Consider the following 15,098-nt stretch of genomic DNA (forward strand, 5'->3'; position numbering starts at 1 on the left):
GGATCGAACGCGAGGCTGCACCCCGGGCACCGCGGGGTGGACCGCCGGTCAACCGATCGGCTGATCGCCGCAGCCGGCGCCCCCGCGGCAGGCCCGGCGGGCATGCCCCGGGCCCCGTCCCGGCAGGCACGCCCCCGCCCCCGATCCCGACCCCCGGCCGGAGGCCGCGCGCCGCGCCTCCTGGCGGGATACCGTCGCAGCGTGCCCGAGGGCGACACGGTCCATCTCGCCGGCAAGCGGCTGCACGCGGCCCTCGCCGGCAACCGGCTGGTGCGCGGCGAGGTGCGCCATCCACGCTGGGCCGAGCACGATCTCGCGGGGCTCGTCGTCACCGGCGTGGCGAGCGTCGGCAAGCACCTCTTCACGCGCTTCGACGACGGCCGCAGCCTGCACAGCCACTTCCGGATGGACGGTTCCTGGCACCTCTATCGTCCCGGCATGCGCTGGCGCCGCCCGGAGCACGAGGCGCGCGCGGTGCTGGCCACCGACGAGCGGGTCGCCGTCGGCTTCGCGCTGCACGACCTCGAACTGCTGCCCACGGCCGCGGAGGACCGGCTCGTCGGCCACCTGGGCCCCGACCTCCTCGACCCCGCGTGGGACGACGGCAAGGCAGCGGAAGCGTTGCGCCGCTTCGTCTCACGCGCCGACCACGAGGTCGGCCTGGTGCTGCTGGAGCAGCGGGTGATGGCCGGGGTCGGCAATCTCTACAAGAGCGAGGTCTGTTTCCTGCTGGGCGTCTCCCCGTGGACGCCGGTCCGCGACCTCCCCGACCCGATGGCGGCGATCACGTTGTCGCGCAAGCTGTTGCTGGCGAACGCCGACCGTCCCGAACAGTCGACGACGGGGTCGCTGCGGGCCGGTGAGGCGCAGTGGGTGTTCGAGCGCGGCGGCCGGGAGTGCCTGCGCTGCAGGACCCGCATCCGCACCGCCGACCAGGGCGACGGGGTGTACGCGCGCCCGGCGTACTGGTGCCCGCGCTGCCAGCCGGGCCCCGCACCCGTGGCCACCCACCGGCCGGCGCGCCGGCGCACCGGCCCCAGTCGGTACTGACCGGGCCCGTGAAGACGACGACGCCCGCCCCGGGGACCGGGACGGGCGTCGAGGGCAGGACCGTCAGTTCGTGCCGGGCTGGGGCTGCGCCGCCGGGTTGGCCTGCGGCTGGGCGGGCGCCGGGGCGGTCTGCCCCGAGGTCACCTCGCCGGCGACGGGGGTGCCGTGCAGCGACGCGCGGATCTGCTCGAGGCGGCTGGCACCGGCCATGTCCACCGTGGACTGCTGGACCTCGAGCATGCGGCCCTGCACCGAGTTCTGGGCGAGCTCCGCGGAGCCGATCGCGTTGGCGTAGCGCCGCTCGATCTTCTCGCGGACCTCCTCCAGCGACGGGGTGTTCCCCGGCGCGGAGAGCTCGGTCATCTGCCGCAGCGAGGCCGCGGCCTGCTCCTGCATCTTGGCCTGCTCGAGCTGGCTCAGCAGCTTGGTGCGCTCGGCGATCTTCTGCTGCAGCATCATCGAGTTGCGCTCGACGGCCTGCTTGGCCTGCTGCGCGGCGCCGATCGACTGGTCGTGCAGGACCTTGAGGTCCTCGACCGACTGCTCGGCCGTGACGAGCTGGGTGGCGAAGGCCTGCGCCGACTGCTCGTACTGGGTGGCCTTCTGCTCGTCGCCGCTCGCCCGGGCCTGGTCGGCGAGCACCAGGGCCTGCCGGGCCGAGGCCTGGAGCTTCTCGATCTCGCCGAGCTGCCGGTTGAGCTTCATCTCGAGCTGGCGCTGGTTGCCGATGACGGCCGCAGCCTGCTGCGAGAGAGCCTGGTGCTGACGCTGGGCGTCCTCGATGGCCTGCTGGATCTGCACCTTGGGGTCGGCGTACTCGTCGACCTTCGACGAGAACAGCGCCATCAGGTACTTCCAGGCCTTCGTGAAACCGTTGGCCATCTGCTCCGCCTTACCTCCGAGTGCGACACCGATCAGTCACCGCGCAAAGCCGGAACCAGCCCCCCGGTGCGCGCTGCGGCCCCCATCGTGGCACCGCGCACGACCGATTTTCCAGCGCGGCGCGACGATATCGGGGATCGTCCGGAGGTCGCCGTCGGGGCGACCCGGGGCCCAGGCTACCGAATCCGGGGGATTCCCGGAGGCCGGGCTCGAGGGCGCGACCAGCACCGACGGGAGGGCGCCACGCGGCGCCCACGGCCGGGCGGCAGTGGGCTGCGGCAGTCGCGAAGCGGTCGGGGCGGCGGCGGTCAGGCGGCGGCGCTGACGCTCGCCACGGGCGACGCGGGGGTGGTCGCGGGCTGCGGGCCGGCCGCGCCCGTCGCGGTGCCGGCGATGCGCAGGTCGGCGTGGCGCTGGCCGATCGGCACGATCATCTGCGGCCGCATCGACTCGGCCATCTCCTCCGCCGCCGCGGTGAGCAGGTCGGGCAGGGCGATGTCGAGGGCCTCGCAGATCGAGGCCAGCAGCTCGCTGGATGCCTCCTTGACGCCGCGCTCGACCTCGGAGAGGTAGCCGAGGCTCACCCGGGCCTGCCGGGACACCTCGCGCAGGGTCCGACGACGGTCCGTCCGGGCACGCCGGAGGCTGCCGCCGATCGCCTCACGCAGCAGCACAGCCATGCGACCCTCCTCGTCCACCCGTGCCACGGCCCGCCGGGCAACCCTGGCGGATCCGTGCCCGGACCGCGGACGGCCCGGTGGCCTCACCGTACCGACTGCGGACGTTCCGCGTCGCCTGCCGAGCCGGACGGACGTGTCCGCCGAGGGCGAACACCCCCGGCCGGGCGACGTCGTCCGGCCGCCCCGCCGACGTGGTCACGGCACGTCGTGGACCGCGGTACGGGCGGCGCGTCGCAGCCGGACGGCACGCACCACGTAGTCGGCGCCGGTGACGACGGTGAGCGCCAGCGCGAGCCCGAGTACGGCCCAGCGCACGACGTCGACGGTGACCGACGGGCCCAGGAGCTCCACGAGTGGCAGCAGGTAGAGCCCGATCGCGAGGCTCTGCACGAAGGTCTTGGCCTTGCCGCCGGGACTGGCCGCGATCACCCCGTGCCGGATCACCCAGAACCGCAGCAGCGTGATGCCGAGCTCGCGGCCGATGATGACGATCGTCACCCACCACGGCATCAGCCCGAGCAGCGACAGGCCGATCCACGCCGCGCCGGTGAGGGCCTTGTCGGCGATCGGGTCGGCCACGGCGCCGAAGTCGGTGACCAGTCCCCGGCTGCGGGCCAGTTGCCCGTCGAAGCGGTCGGTGATGGCGGCGACCGCGAACACCCCCGACGCGACCAGCCGCCACGCCACGGAGTGCCCGTCGTCGACGAAGAGCACGACGAGGAAGACCGGCACCAGCAGCAGCCGGACGACGGTGAGGACGTTGGCGATGTTGAGCAACGGCGGCGAGGACGCGCTCGCGGGTGAACCGGTCATCGCCGGCCTCGGGTCATGCCGACCCCGCCGCGACGAGCCCGGCGCGCCCGCCGGGGAGGACCTCGCGCGGGGACACCATCAGGTCGGCGCCCTCGGTGTCGACGACGACGCAGCGCACCAGCTCACCGGCCGTCAGCCCGGACCCGCGTTCGACGACGCACTCGCCGTCGACCTCCGGGGCCTGGTGGGCGGCGCGCCCGGTGCACTCGAAGTCGTCGTCCTCGGCCTGCTCGACGAGCACGACGACCTCCGACCCGACCCGGTCCTCGGCCCGCTGCGCGACCAGCTCGTCGACCAGCGAGGAGATCCGCGACACCCGGGCCTGCACCTCGTCGGGGTCGATCTTGCCGTCGTAGCCCGCGGCCTCGGTGCCGTCCTCGTCGGAGTAGCCGAAGACGCCTACGGCGTCGAGCCGGGCGCCGGTGAGGAACGCCTCGAGCTCGGCGAGGTCGTCCTCGGTCTCGCCCGGGAAACCGACGATGACGTTGCTGCGGATGCCCGCCTCCGGAGCCAGGGCGCGGATGCGCTCGCACAGCTCGAGGAAGTCGGTGCGGCCGCCGAAGCGCCGCATGCGGCGCAGGACGGCAGCGGACCCGTGCTGGAAGGAGAGGTCGAAGTACGGCGCGATGCCGGGCGTCGTCGCGATGACCGAGACGAGGTCGGGCCGCATCTCGGCGGGCTGCAGGTAGGAGGCGCGGACCCGCTCGATGCCCGGGACGGCGGCGAGCCGCGGGAGCAGGTCGACCAGCGCACGGGTGCCACCGGGCAGGTCCTTGCCGTACGACGTCGAGTTCTCGCTGACCAGCACGAGCTCGCGGACGCCCTGCTCGGCGAGCCAGGCCGCCTCGGCGAGCACGTCGGCGGGCGGGCGGGAGACGAACGCGCCGCGGAACGACGGGATCGCGCAGAACGCGCACCGCCGGTCGCACCCCGAGGCGAGCTTGAGGTTGGCGACGGGCCCGTCGGACAGCCGCACGCGGGACAGGTCGGGCACCCACTCGTGGCCGGGGACCGAGACGTCGGCGGCGGCCGTGGGCCGGGCGACGGGCGTGAGCGGCAGCAGCGTCCGCCGGTCGACCGGGACGTGCGGCGCGGGCGCGTGACCGCCGAGCACCTCACCGAGGCGCTCGGCCAGCTCCGGGTAGGCGTCGAAGCCGAGGACCGCGTCGGCCTCCGGGAGGCTCTCGGCGAGCTCGGCGCCGTACCGCTCGGCGAGGCAGCCGACGGCCACGACCTTGGCCCCGGTGGCCTGCGCGACGTCGGACGCGGACAGCAGCGTGTCGATCGAGTCCTTCTTGGCCTGCTCGACGAACCCGCACGTGTTGACGACGATGACGTCGGGCGCCGGACCGCCGCTGGACGGGTCGGCCTCCACGAGCTCCCAGCCGCTGCCCGCGAGCCGGCCCGCGAGCTCCTCCGAGTCGACCTCGTTGCGGGCACACCCCAGGGTGAGCAGGGCAGCACGCCGCGGGGCGGACTCGGGCGGCGGGGGCTTCGGCACGTGCCACAGGGTATCCCGGGGCCTCTGATCTATTCTGACCCGTCGTGGCAGACGTGCTCGTGCGGCGGGCCCGGACCGCCGACGTGACGACGATCAAGTCCCTCGTGGACGGTTACGCGGGACGCGTCCTGCTGGCCAAGGAGATCGTCACCCTCTACGAGTCCGTGCAGGAGTTCCTCGTCGCGGAGCTGGACGGGACGGTCGTCGGCTGCGGGGCGCTGCACGTCCTGTGGGAGGACCTCGGCGAGATCCGCACCGTCGCGGTCGACCCGTCGACGCTCGGCCGGGGTGTCGGGCACGCGATCGTGTCATCGCTGATCGACAACGCCCGCGAGCTCGGCCTGAAGCGGCTGTTCGTGCTGACGTTCGAGAAGCACTTCTTCGGCAGGCACGGTTTCGCCGAGATCGACGGCACCCCGGTCTCGACCGACGTCTTCGCGGCGATGCTGCGCTCCTACGACGCCGGTGTCGCCGAGTTCCTCGACCTCGCGCACGTCAAGCCCAACACCCTGGGCAACGTGCGGATGCTGCTCAACCTGTGAGCACGCGGCCGCCTCGCCAGGGGCGTCGGACGGATCACTCGCCGCGGTGTCAGGCAACCCGTAGCCTGGACGGATGACGGGTGACGAGCTCGTGTGGCGACGGCCGCCCGCGCCGCTGCGGCCGTTCGTCGACCTCTGCTCCGGCTACCGGATGGCCGCGACCCCGCCCGGCACCCATCAGGGCGTCCCCGGCGCGCACCTGACATTCCTGCTCTGCCTCGACGGTGACGTCGAGGTCCTGCAGACGCCCGGTGCCGGCCGCGGGCCCGGCCGCTTCGACGCGATGGTCGCGGGCCTGCACCACCGGCCGGCCGTCATGGCACAGGGGCCCGCCCAGACCGGCATCCAGCTGCGGCTGACCTGGCGCGGGGCCCGCATGCTGCTCGGCGTCCCGGCCGCGGCGCTCGCCGGTGACGTCGTCGACCTGCGTGACGTGCTCGGCCGCGGCGCCGTCGAGCTGCGGGAACGGCTGGCGACGGCACCGTCGTGGGCACACCGGTTCGCGGTGCTCGATCGGGAACTGACCCGGCTGGCCGCGAGCTCGCGGGCGCCGGAGCCGGCCCCGGAGGTCGCGCGGGCCTGGGACGTGCTGGCGGCGTCGGGCGGGACGGTGCGGGTGGAGGCGCTGGCCCGTGACCTCGGCTGGAGCCGCCGGCACCTCGCGACCCGCTTCCACGACGAGCTGGGGGTGAGCCCGAAGACGGCCGCGCGGGTGATCCGCTTCGAGCGGGCGTGCGACATGCTGCGGTCCGGTGGGCGGGATCCCGGGCGTCGCCCCGCACTCGCCGACGTCGCCGCCCGCTGCGGCTACGCCGACCAGCCCCATCTGGCCCGCGACTTCCGCGAGCTCGGCGGGACCACGGCCACCCGGTGGCTGGCCGAGCGCCCGACCTGACCGTGAGCAGCACCCCGGGCGGGCGCCGCGACGGCCCCGGGTCCAGGATCGGCACGTGTTCCGGATCGTGTTGCTGACCCCGGAGATTCCGCAGAACACCGGGGCGATCATCCGGCTGGCGGCCAACACCGGCGCGCAGCTGCACCTCGTCGAGCCGCTGGGGTTCTCCCTCGACGCCCGCCACGTCCGCCGCGCGGGTCTGGACTACCACGAGCTCGCCGACGTCCAGGTGCACCGCGACCTCGACGCGGCGTGGGCGGCGCTGCTGCCCGCCCGGGTGCACGCTTTCACCACGACCGGCACCGAGCATCACACCGACGTCGACTACGAGCGCGGCGACGTGCTGCTCTTCGGCCGGGAGTCGACGGGGCTCCCCGCCGAGGTGCAGGCCGCCCCACAGGTCACCGACCGGGTCCGGCTGCCGATGATCCCGGGCTCGCGGTCGCTGAACCTCGCCAACGCCGTCTCGGTCGCGGTCTACGAAGCCTGGCGGCGCCTCGGCTTCGCGGGCGCCGCCACCCCCGTCGGCCCGCGGGCCGGCGAGGCTCAGCCCTTGTAGACACCCTGGATGTCGAGGGAGATCTCGATCGTCGAGCCGACGACCGGGACGCCCTTGGAGAGCATCTGCTGCCAGTTGAGCGTGAAGTGCTCACGGTGCAGCTCGGTGGTCGCGACGACGCCCGCGCGCAGGCCGTTCCACTCCTGCATGCCGAGGAACGTCGTGTCGAGCTGGACGTCGCTGGTCAGGCCGTGCAGCGTGAGCTCCCCGTCGACCAGCCAGTGGTTGCCGGTGCGCCGGGTGAACCGGGTGCTGTTGAACCGCAGCTGCGGGAACCGCTCGACGTCGAGGAAGTCGGCGGAACGCAGGTGGGCGTCGCGCGCCTCGACGTTGGTGTCGACGCTCGCCGCGTCGATCACGACCTCGACCGAGGACTGCTCGAGCGGGTCCTCGATGCGGATGAGGCCACGGAAGTCGTTGAACCGGCCGTAGACCTTCGACAGCGCGATGTGCCTGGCGACGAAGCGCACCGCGGAGTGGTCGGCGTCGATCTCGTAGACGCCGGGCGCGGGCGGCTCGAGGCTCGGGTCGGCGATCAGCAGGATGTCGCCGAGCTCGGCGTGCTTGCCCCACTCGACCTCGACGGAGTTGCTCACGCTCTGGAAACCGCCGAAGTCGGTCCGCACCCGGTAGTCGCCCGGCACGACAGCGGCGGCGAAGTAGCCGAACGGGTCGCTGTCGGCGTGGGCCACCCGGCGGTTGGACCGGTCGAACACCGAGACCTCGGCGCCGCCGACGGGTTTGCCGTCCGCGTCACGGACCTGGCCGCTGAGCAGCCCGCCGGTCAGCGGGATCGGCATGAGTGCACTCCGCCCGGTGGCCGCGCCGCGCCCCGGTCTCGTCCCACGACGCTTGAAACCGAACATCCGACAGCACCCTTTCGCCCTCTCGGCGGACGCCGCGCCCGCGCGATCGGGGCCCACGATTGCACGGCGCGTAGTCGAGCGCCCGTCGGTTCGTGGGATATACCACAGAATAACCACCGAGAGTGACAATCAGTAAGGAACGATCACGAAAGGGTCACGGCGATGAGTGGTCCCCTGTCGTCGACGACCGTTCACTCCTCGGCGTCGTCGCCGCCCGATCCGCCCCGCATGAGCCAGATGACGTTTTCCAGCTCGTCGGGCTTGACGAGCACGTCGCGTGCCTTCGAGCCCTCGGAGGGTCCGACGACACCGCGCGTCTCCAGCAGGTCCATCAGCCGGCCCGCCTTGGCGAACCCGACCCGCAGCTTGCGCTGCAGCATCGACGTCGACCCGAACTGGGAGGTGACGATCAGCTCGGTGGCCTGCACGAGGAGCTCGAGGTCGTCGCCGATGTCGGCGTCGATCTCCTTCTTCTCGCCGGCCTTCGCCGCCGTGACGCCCTCGGTGTAGCTGGGTTCGGCCTGGTCCTTGGTGAAGCCGACGACGTCGGCGATCTCCTCGTCGGAGACGTACGCGCCCTGCATGCGGACGGGCTTGCCGGCGCCCATGGGCAGGTAGAGCCCGTCGCCCATGCCGATGAGCTTCTCCGCGCCGGGCTGGTCCAGGATGACCCGGCTGTCGGTCAGCGACGACGTCGCGAACGCCAGCCGCGAGGGCACGTTGGTCTTGATCAGGCCGGTCACGACGTCGACCGACGGGCGCTGCGTCGCCAGCACGAGGTGGATGCCGGCGGCGCGCGCCTTCTGCGTGATGCGCACGACCGCGTCCTCGACGTCGCGCGGGGCGGTCATCATGAGGTCGGCGAGCTCGTCGACGATGCAGAGGATGTAGGGGTAGGGCCGGTACTCCCGCTCGGAGCCCAGCGGCGCGGTGATCTCGCCGGAGCGCACCTTGCGGTTGAAGTCGTCGACGTGGCGGACCTTGTTGGCCTGCATGTCCTGGTAGCGCTGCTCCATCTCCTCCACGAGCCAGGCGAGCGCGGAGGCGGCCTTCTTCGGCTGCGTGATGATGGGCGTGATCAGGTGCGGGATGCCCTCGTACGGGGTCAGCTCGACCATCTTCGGGTCGATGAGGATCATCCGGACCTCGTCCGGGGTCGCCCTGCTGAGCAGCGAGACGAGCATCGAGTTGACGAAGCTCGACTTGCCGGAGCCCGTGGAGCCCGCGACCAGCAGGTGCGGCATCTTCGCCAGGTTGGCGCAGAGGAAGTGGCCCTCGATGTCCTTGCCGAGCCCGATCACCATGGGGTGCTGCTCGTTGCGCGCGTTGGCCGAGCGCAGCACGTCGCCGAGCCGGACCATCTCGCGGTCGGTGTTGGGCACCTCGATGCCGACCGCCGACTTGCCCGGGATCGGCGCCAGCAGCCGCACGTTGTCCGTGGCGACGGCGTAGGCGATGTTGCGGGTGAGCTGCGTGATCTTCTCGACCTTGACCGCCGGCCCGAGCTCGATCTCGTAGCGGGTGACGGTCGGTCCGCGGGTGAAGCCGGTGACCTGGGCGTCCACATTGAACTGGTCGAGGACGCCGGTGATCGCCTCGATCATGGCGTCGTTGGCGCTGCTGCGCGTCTTCGGGACCGGTCCGCTCGGGAGCATGTCCGGTGGCGGCAGGACGTACGCGGTGTCGCCCGACGGCTCGCGGATCGCGAGCGACATCTGCTCGCCCGTCGGCGGGTTGTCCGGCTCGGAGACGGGTTCGGCCGCCCGGACCGGGCGGCGTGGGGTGCGCGTGGGCGCCGTGGGTTCCTCCGCGGCGGGCTCGGGCGTGGGCCCCGCGGTACCGGCCTCGTCACGGTAGGCGTCCGCGGCGTTCTGCCGGCGTCGCGACGGGCGGCGCAGCCGGGGGGCGGCGGCGGCGTCGGCGACCGGGTCGTCCTGCGCCGCGGCGTTCTCGGCGACCTCGTCGACACCGTCCTCGGTGTCGTCGGGCACCGGCCTGCCGAGCAGCCGCCGGACGCGGTCGGGCAGCTCGCGGACGGGCGTCCCCGTCAGGACGAGGAACCCGTAGCCCGACAACAGGACCAGCACCGGGACGGCGACGAACGGGCTCAGCCCACTGGCCAGCGGCGTGCCCGCGAGGTAGCCGACGCCACCGCCCGCCTCGGCCCACCGGCCGGGCTCGGCCGGCGAGCCGGAGAACAGGTGGACGAGCCCCAGCACGCCCAGGACCAGCAGCAACGACCCCACCGCGACGCGCGGCCTGGCCTCGGGGTGGGCCTCGGTCGTCATCAGCACGATGCCGACGATCACCAGTACGACGGGCAGCAGGACGCCCGGCGTGCCGAACACCGCGCCCACCGCCGTGGACAGGCCGCGTCCGACGGGGCCGCCCGCGCCCCACCAGATGCCCGCCGCGGCGACGACGGCGAGCACGATGAACCCGACACCCAGCCCGTCGCGCCGGTGCGCGGGGTCGATCTCGCGGGTCCGGCCCGCGGCCCTGCCCGCCGACCTCCCCAGCCTGACGACGCCGCGCCCCACCGCGTCGATGCCCTTGTCGATGAGGTCGGGTCCCTTGCGCGGCGCCGGGGGCCGGCGACCCGACGGCCGCCGTGCGGTGGACGAGCCCCGCGTGCGCGAGGTGGAGCCCGACGCGGGACGACGGCCCGACCCGGCGGCGGCTCGCGTCGTACCACGAGCACCACCGGTCGACGCGCGTCCTGCCATGCCCGACACCGTAACCGGAACCGGGCCCCGGACGAGGTACCGACGCACCCCCGGCCGGCGGGTGCGGCGCCGGTCACGGGCCGTCCCAGGGGTACCCAGGGCCCGGGGCCCCGGGTCAGGTCGTGACCTTCGGCGGCGCGGCGTCGAGCACCAGCGCCTGGCGCTTGCCGTGCACGGTCAGGTACCGCAGGCCGTCCGGGCCGGCCTGGAAGCGGCGGCGGGATCGGCGGGGCAGCCACACCAACGCACCGGCCTCCAGCGTGAGGTCGCCGCGTTCGGTGGCGAGCAGGCCGCTGCCGTCGAGGACGACGAGCAGCACGTCGAGATCGGGGCCGGTGTGGTCGCCGATCCCGGCGTCCGGCGCGAGCCGCACGACGTTGGAGTCCAGGTCGCGTCGACGCATCTCCAGCTTCCACTCGATCCCGGCGGCGTCCGGGTCCTGCGTCCCGCGGTGTAGGTCACCGACGATGCGCGGCAACGGGGTGGCGGCGAGCTTGCTGATCCGGATCCGCCACACCGGGCCGCGCTCGACGTACTCCCAGCCGTAGCCGCCGGGCAGGTCGGAGTCGAACTCGTCGCGCAGGTGCTTCGGATCGTGGTTGTTGACCAGGACGAACGACTCACCCACGGCGAGGGCGTCGTAGGTCCGGAAGATCGTCGGGTGCTTGTCGGGCTTGCGGAGGGGGCGGACGTCGAGCTCGAGCGCGGTCATGCGGCAATTTATACAAGCGAGTGTTGTGTAAACTCAAGCCGTGGCCTATGTGATCGGACTCCCCTGCGTCGACGTGCTCGACCGGGCCTGTGTGGACGAGTGCCCGGTGGACTGCATCTACGAGGGCGAACGCGCGCTCTACATCCACCCCGACGAATGCGTCGACTGCGGCGCCTGCGAGCCGGTCTGTCCGGTCGAGGCGATCTACTACGAGGACGACCTCCCGGAGTCGCTGCAGGAGTACCAGGCCGACAACGCCCGGTTCTTCGCCGAGCCGCTGCCCGGCCGCGACGCCCCGCTCGGCAGCCCGGGCGGCGCGGCGAAGCTCGGCCCGATCGGGGCCGACACCCCGCTGGTGGCCGGCCAGCCGCCGCGCGGCACGTGAGCGGCGAGCGCGGCGCCGCCCGTCGCGACGTGGTGCTCGCGGCCCTGCGGGACGCGGCCGAGCCGCTGGGCGTCGCCGAGATCGCGGCGCGGCTGCGCGTCCACCCCAACACCGTCCGGTTCCACCTCGACGCGCTCGTTGACGCCGGACGGGCCGAACGCGTGCCGGTCGCCCCGACGGGCCCGGGCCGGCCGCCGCTGCTGTTCCGGGCCCGCCCCGGCATGGACCCCACCGGCCCCCGCAACTACCGGCTGCTCGCGGCGGCGCTCGTCGAGAACCTCGCCGCCGGACCCGATCCCGCCGCCGCCGCGGCCGCCGCCGGCCGCGCCTGGGGAGCCCGGCTGGCCGACGGCCCCCCGGCCGCGTCCGGCCCCGACGGGGTGCGCTCGCTCGTCACCCTGCTCGACGAGCTCGGTTTCGCCCCGCAGTGGCCCGCCCCGGGCCGGCCCGACGACCAGCTGGCGCTGCGGCACTGCCCGTTCCTGGAGCTGGCGACCACCGACGCGCAGGTCGTCTGCCCGCTGCACCTCGGCCTCATGCAGGGGGCGCTGACCGCACTCGCCGCCCCGGTCTCCGTCGAACGCCTCGAACCGTTCGCCGGCCCCGACCTGTGCCTGGCCCACCTGTCCCGTTCCCCGTCCACCGCCGTGGGCGGCTCCCGAGAGGACGACCACTGATGCCCGCAGGACCCGCCGTCGCGGTCGCCGTGACCTTCGTCTGGCTCGGCATGGTGCTGGCGATCTCGTTCCTCGAGGCGCCGCTGAAGTTCCGTGCCCCCGACGTCACCGTCCGCATCGGCCTCGGGATCGGCCGCCTCGTGTTCCGCGCGCTCAACACGGTCGAGGTCGTGCTGGCACTGGCCCTCGTCGTGGTCGCCGCGCTCGGTGCGCCGCCGGCCACGGCCGTCGTCGCGGGCGCGGTCGCGATCGTCGCGCTGCTCGCACAGCTCGGCGTCGTCCGGCCGCGCCTGACGCGCCGGTCGGACGCCGTGCTCGCCGGCGGTGAGGCGCCGCGGTCGCGCGGGCACCTCGGCTACGTCGCGCTGGAGATCGTCAAGGTCGCCGCCCTGGTGGTCACCGGCGTCGCACTGTTCACCACCTGATGCGTCCCGACCAGCACCCGGAGGACACCGTGCACACCCCCGAGCCCCGCACCGCCGACACCCCCGGACCCGTCGCCCTCGGCGCGCTGGCCGACACCCACCTCGACGCGGCCCGGGCGGCGTCGAGCGGGCGCAGCGCCCACACCGTCGTCGGCGGGCACGGGGCCACGCTGCGCCAGTCGCTGCTCGCCCTCGCCGCAGGCCAGGGCCTCGCCGAGCACGACAGCCCCGGCGAGGCGACCCTGCACGTGCTGCGCGGCCGGGTCGAGCTCCGCAGCCCTGCCGGCGCCGTCGGCGCCGCGGCGGGCGACCTGCTCGTCGTCCCGGCCGAGCGGCACGACCTGCTGGCCGTCGAGGACTCGGTGGTGCTGCTGACCGTCGCCGTCCGCGGCACCTGAGCCGCCGCAGCGGGCAGCCGCCGGCACCCCGCGCCCGGCGCCCGCCGCGGGACCCGTCGCCCGTGGCCCCGCCCCGGCGCGACGGGCCGGCTCAGAGAGTGTTGTGAAACCTGGTGATCACTCGGCGTGGCGGCCGTAGTAGTCGCCCGGACCTGTTGATCATCCGGTCGGGTGTGTGTCTGTACCTGCAAACCGGCGTATGACTCCTCGGTGACCGACGCCCAGTGGGTGTTGATCGAGCCGTTGCTGCCCCGCCCGGCGGCGGTGTTGGGCGGGCGCCCGTACGTGCACTCCCGCCGGTTGATCATCGACACGATCTCTTATGTGCTGGTCAGCGGGTGCGCCTGGCGGCTGGTCCCGCACGATCTGGCCCCGTGGAGCATCGCCTACCAGTGGTTTCGGGCCTGGACCCGCGACGGCACCTGGGACCGGGTCCACGAGGTGCTGCGTGAGCGGGTCCGCATCGCCGACGGGCGTGACCCGCAGCCCTCGGCGGCGGTGCTGGACTCCCAGTCGGCGAGGTCCAGCGAGGGCGGTGAACAGATCGGCTACGACGCCGGTAAACGCGTCCGGGGCCGCAAGCGCCACCTGCTGGTCGACACCCTGGGCCTGGTGCTGCACGTGGTGGTGCACTCGGCGTCGGTGCAGGACCGGGCCGGGGCCCGGTTGATGCTGTCCGGTGCCCGCGCCCGGTTCCCACTGCTCGGGTTGGTGTGGGTCGACGGCGGTTACGTCAACTCCGTGGACGCCGGCCTGGTCGGTTGGGCCCGGCGCAGTGAGGGGCTGGAGGTGGTCGCGGTGCCGCGTAACGCCGACGTGAAAGGGTTCCAGGTGCTGCCCCGCCGGTGGGTGGTCGAGAGAACCTTCGGCTGGTTGACGAGGTGTAGACGGTTGGCCCGGGACTACGAACGCAAGACTGCCCACGCCGAGGCGATGATCAAGTTCGCGATGATCCGGCTGATGGCCGCCCGCCTCGCCGGTGAGGAACTCCCCGCTCCCCGCAGCGACATCGAGAAGGAAGCCGCCCGCCGACTAGCAGAAGACCTCAAAGACTGACCACCGAGGTTCTACAACACTCTCTCAGGCGTAACGCTGCTCGGCCGCCCGGACCTCGGGCAGGCCGACGAGATCGGTGAACTCGTCGAACGTGGGGAGCCCGGCCAGCGCGCCGACCGGCGTGCCGTCGCGGCGCAGGGTCGCCAGCAGCGCACGGATGCCGGCCGTCGCCGCGAGCAGCGTGCCGATCGGACAGAGGACGACGGCGAACCCGAGCTCGGCGATCCGGTCCAGCGGCAGCGGCGGGGTCCGGCCGCCCTCGGCCCAGTTGAACAGCAGCGGCGCCGTCCCGGCCAGTGCGGACGCGATCCGCTCGATGTCGCGTTCCGACGTCGGCGCCTCGACGAACAGCACGTCGGCGCCCGCGTCGCTGAACGCGCGGGCGCGGTCGATCGCGGCGTCGACACCGTCGACGGCGACCGCGTCGGTGCGGGCGATGATCACCGTGTCCGGGTCCTGGCGCGCGTCGACCGCGGCCCGGAGCTTGCCGAGCATCTCCGGCAGCGCGACGACCTGCTTGCCGCTCATGTGCCCGCAGCGCTTCGGCGTGACCTGGTCCTCGAGCTGGATCCCCGCCACACCCGCCTGCTCGTAGAGCCGGACGGTGCGGTGCACGTTGAGGGCGTTGCCGTAGCCGGTGTCGGCGTCGGCGATCACCGGGAGGTCGACGGCCGCGGCGATCCGCCGGGCGTTGTCGACCATCTCCGTGCCGGTGAGCAGGCCGACGTCGGGACCGCCCAGCAGGGCGGCGGAGGTGCCGAAGCCGGTCATGTAGACCGCGTCGAAGCCGGCCTGGCCGACGAGGCGGGCGGACAGCGCGTCGTACGCGCCGGGCACGACGAGCGGCCCCTCGGTCCGTGTCGCGGCGAGCAGGGCGCGCAGCCGGGCCGCGGGTCGCGGTGAACCGGCCGGGTCGGGAGCGGACACGGTG

17 protein-coding genes are annotated in these 15,098 nt (G+C 73.6%); 9 read left to right on the plus strand and 8 right to left on the minus strand.

Features of this window, described 5'->3' with window-relative positions; all coding sequences use genetic code 11:
* Positions 1–201: 201 nt before the first annotated feature.
* Positions 202–1,050, plus strand: a complete 849-nt coding sequence (locus PSED_RS23220) for a DNA-formamidopyrimidine glycosylase family protein (protein WP_013676681.1) — start codon at positions 202–204, stop codon at positions 1,048–1,050.
* A gap of 63 nt (positions 1,051–1,113) precedes the next feature.
* Here the strand turns inward: PSED_RS23220 and PSED_RS23225 are convergent, their stop codons facing one another.
* From PSED_RS23225 to rimO, 4 genes are all read right to left on the minus strand, one after another.
* Positions 1,114–1,932, minus strand: a complete 819-nt coding sequence (locus PSED_RS23225; protein WP_013676682.1) for a PspA/IM30 family protein — start codon at positions 1,930–1,932, stop codon at positions 1,114–1,116.
* Positions 1,933–2,240: 308 nt separating this feature from the next.
* On the minus strand, positions 2,241–2,612 hold the full coding sequence (locus PSED_RS23230) for a helix-turn-helix domain-containing protein (RefSeq protein WP_013676683.1): 372 nt from the start codon (positions 2,610–2,612) through the stop codon (positions 2,241–2,243).
* Positions 2,613–2,807: 195 nt separating this feature from the next.
* Positions 2,808–3,425 carry a CDP-diacylglycerol--glycerol-3-phosphate 3-phosphatidyltransferase gene (pgsA, locus tag PSED_RS23235; RefSeq protein ID WP_013676684.1) on the minus strand — a complete coding sequence of 206 codons (618 nt, stop codon included), beginning with the start codon at positions 3,423–3,425 and terminating at the stop codon, positions 2,808–2,810.
* A gap of 13 nt (positions 3,426–3,438) precedes the next feature.
* On the minus strand, positions 3,439–4,926 hold the full coding sequence (gene rimO, locus PSED_RS23240; RefSeq protein WP_013676685.1) for a 30S ribosomal protein S12 methylthiotransferase RimO: 1,488 nt from the start codon (positions 4,924–4,926) through the stop codon (positions 3,439–3,441).
* Positions 4,927–4,970: 44 nt separating this feature from the next.
* Here rimO and PSED_RS23245 point away from each other — a divergent pair, with 44 nt between their 5' ends.
* From PSED_RS23245 to PSED_RS23255, 3 genes are all read left to right on the plus strand, one after another.
* Positions 4,971–5,468 (plus strand): amino-acid N-acetyltransferase, encoded by a 498-nt coding sequence (locus tag PSED_RS23245; protein ID WP_013676686.1) that lies wholly within the window; start codon positions 4,971–4,973, stop codon positions 5,466–5,468.
* 73 nt (positions 5,469–5,541) lie between these two features.
* Positions 5,542–6,363, plus strand: coding sequence for a helix-turn-helix domain-containing protein (locus PSED_RS23250; RefSeq protein WP_013676687.1), 822 nt, complete (start codon positions 5,542–5,544; stop codon positions 6,361–6,363).
* Between the two features lie 55 nt (positions 6,364–6,418).
* Positions 6,419–6,922 (plus strand): tRNA (cytidine(34)-2'-O)-methyltransferase, encoded by a 504-nt coding sequence (locus PSED_RS23255; protein ID WP_013676688.1) that lies wholly within the window; start codon positions 6,419–6,421, stop codon positions 6,920–6,922.
* Here the strand turns inward: PSED_RS23255 and PSED_RS23260 are convergent.
* From PSED_RS23260 to PSED_RS23270, 3 genes are all read right to left on the minus strand, one after another.
* Positions 6,910–7,722, minus strand: a complete 813-nt coding sequence (locus PSED_RS23260; RefSeq protein ID WP_013676689.1) for a YceI family protein — start codon at positions 7,720–7,722, stop codon at positions 6,910–6,912. The two genes, PSED_RS23255 and PSED_RS23260, sit on opposite strands and share 13 nt — an antisense overlap.
* 257 nt (positions 7,723–7,979) lie before the next feature.
* The gene (locus PSED_RS23265) at positions 7,980–10,514 is read right to left on the minus strand and encodes a DNA translocase FtsK (protein WP_049803487.1); all 2,535 of its coding nucleotides are present in this window, start codon (positions 10,512–10,514) and stop codon (positions 7,980–7,982) included.
* A 115-nt stretch (positions 10,515–10,629) separates the two neighbouring features.
* Positions 10,630–11,226: a DUF2249 domain-containing protein gene (locus PSED_RS23270; RefSeq protein ID WP_013676691.1), complete on the minus strand. Its 597-nt coding sequence runs from the start codon at positions 11,224–11,226 to the stop codon at positions 10,630–10,632.
* A 40-nt stretch (positions 11,227–11,266) separates the two neighbouring features.
* Here PSED_RS23270 and fdxA point away from each other — a divergent pair, with 40 nt between their 5' ends.
* From fdxA to PSED_RS23295, 5 genes are all read left to right on the plus strand, one after another.
* Entirely contained in the window at positions 11,267–11,611 is a 345-nt protein-coding gene (gene fdxA / locus PSED_RS23275; RefSeq protein WP_013676692.1) for a ferredoxin, read from the plus strand.
* The gene (locus tag PSED_RS23280; protein WP_013676693.1) at positions 11,608–12,288 is read left to right on the plus strand and encodes a helix-turn-helix transcriptional regulator; all 681 of its coding nucleotides are present in this window, start codon (positions 11,608–11,610) and stop codon (positions 12,286–12,288) included. The genes fdxA and PSED_RS23280 overlap by 4 nt, the downstream gene beginning before the upstream one ends.
* Positions 12,288–12,713, plus strand: coding sequence for a hypothetical protein (locus PSED_RS23285; RefSeq protein ID WP_013676694.1), 426 nt, complete (start codon positions 12,288–12,290; stop codon positions 12,711–12,713). The genes PSED_RS23280 and PSED_RS23285 overlap by 1 nt, the downstream gene beginning before the upstream one ends.
* Positions 12,713–13,111 carry a cupin domain-containing protein gene (locus PSED_RS23290; RefSeq protein ID WP_013676695.1) on the plus strand — a complete coding sequence of 133 codons (399 nt, stop codon included), beginning with the start codon at positions 12,713–12,715 and terminating at the stop codon, positions 13,109–13,111. Before PSED_RS23285 ends, PSED_RS23290 begins: the two co-directional genes overlap by 1 nt.
* Positions 13,112–13,282: 171 nt before the next feature.
* On the plus strand, positions 13,283–14,167 hold the full coding sequence (locus PSED_RS23295; RefSeq protein ID WP_013673184.1) for an IS5 family transposase: 885 nt from the start codon (positions 13,283–13,285) through the stop codon (positions 14,165–14,167).
* 24 nt (positions 14,168–14,191) lie between these two features.
* On the opposite strand, the gene PSED_RS23300 is transcribed toward PSED_RS23295, so the two are convergent.
* On the minus strand, positions 14,192–15,094 hold the full coding sequence (locus PSED_RS23300; protein WP_013676696.1) for an isocitrate lyase/PEP mutase family protein: 903 nt from the start codon (positions 15,092–15,094) through the stop codon (positions 14,192–14,194).
* Positions 15,095–15,098 lie beyond the last annotated feature (4 nt).

Origin of the sequence: Pseudonocardia benzenivorans CB1190 (assembly GCF_000196675.2) — a bacterium.
Taxonomy (GTDB): Bacteria; Actinomycetota; Actinomycetes; order Mycobacteriales; family Pseudonocardiaceae; genus Pseudonocardia; species Pseudonocardia benzenivorans.

Coding starts and splice junctions, on each gene's coding strand:
- PSED_RS23225 (WP_013676682.1), bottom strand. CDS start 1,932: ATGGCCAACGGTTTCACGAAGGCCTGGAAGTACCTGATGGCGCTGTTC.
- PSED_RS23230 (WP_013676683.1), bottom strand. CDS start 2,612: ATGGCTGTGCTGCTGCGTGAGGCGATCGGCGGCAGCCTCCGGCGTGCC.
- pgsA (WP_013676684.1), bottom strand. CDS start 3,425: ATGACCGGTTCACCCGCGAGCGCGTCCTCGCCGCCGTTGCTCAACATC.
- PSED_RS23250 (WP_013676687.1), top strand. CDS start 5,542: ATGACGGGTGACGAGCTCGTGTGGCGACGGCCGCCCGCGCCGCTGCGG.
- PSED_RS23260 (WP_013676689.1), bottom strand. CDS start 7,722: ATGCCGATCCCGCTGACCGGCGGGCTGCTCAGCGGCCAGGTCCGTGAC.
- PSED_RS23265 (WP_049803487.1), bottom strand. CDS start 10,514: ATGGCAGGACGCGCGTCGACCGGTGGTGCTCGTGGTACGACGCGAGCC.
- PSED_RS23270 (WP_013676691.1), bottom strand. CDS start 11,226: ATGACCGCGCTCGAGCTCGACGTCCGCCCCCTCCGCAAGCCCGACAAG.
- PSED_RS23285 (WP_013676694.1), top strand. CDS start 12,288: ATGCCCGCAGGACCCGCCGTCGCGGTCGCCGTGACCTTCGTCTGGCTC.
- PSED_RS23290 (WP_013676695.1), top strand. CDS start 12,713: ATGCGTCCCGACCAGCACCCGGAGGACACCGTGCACACCCCCGAGCCC.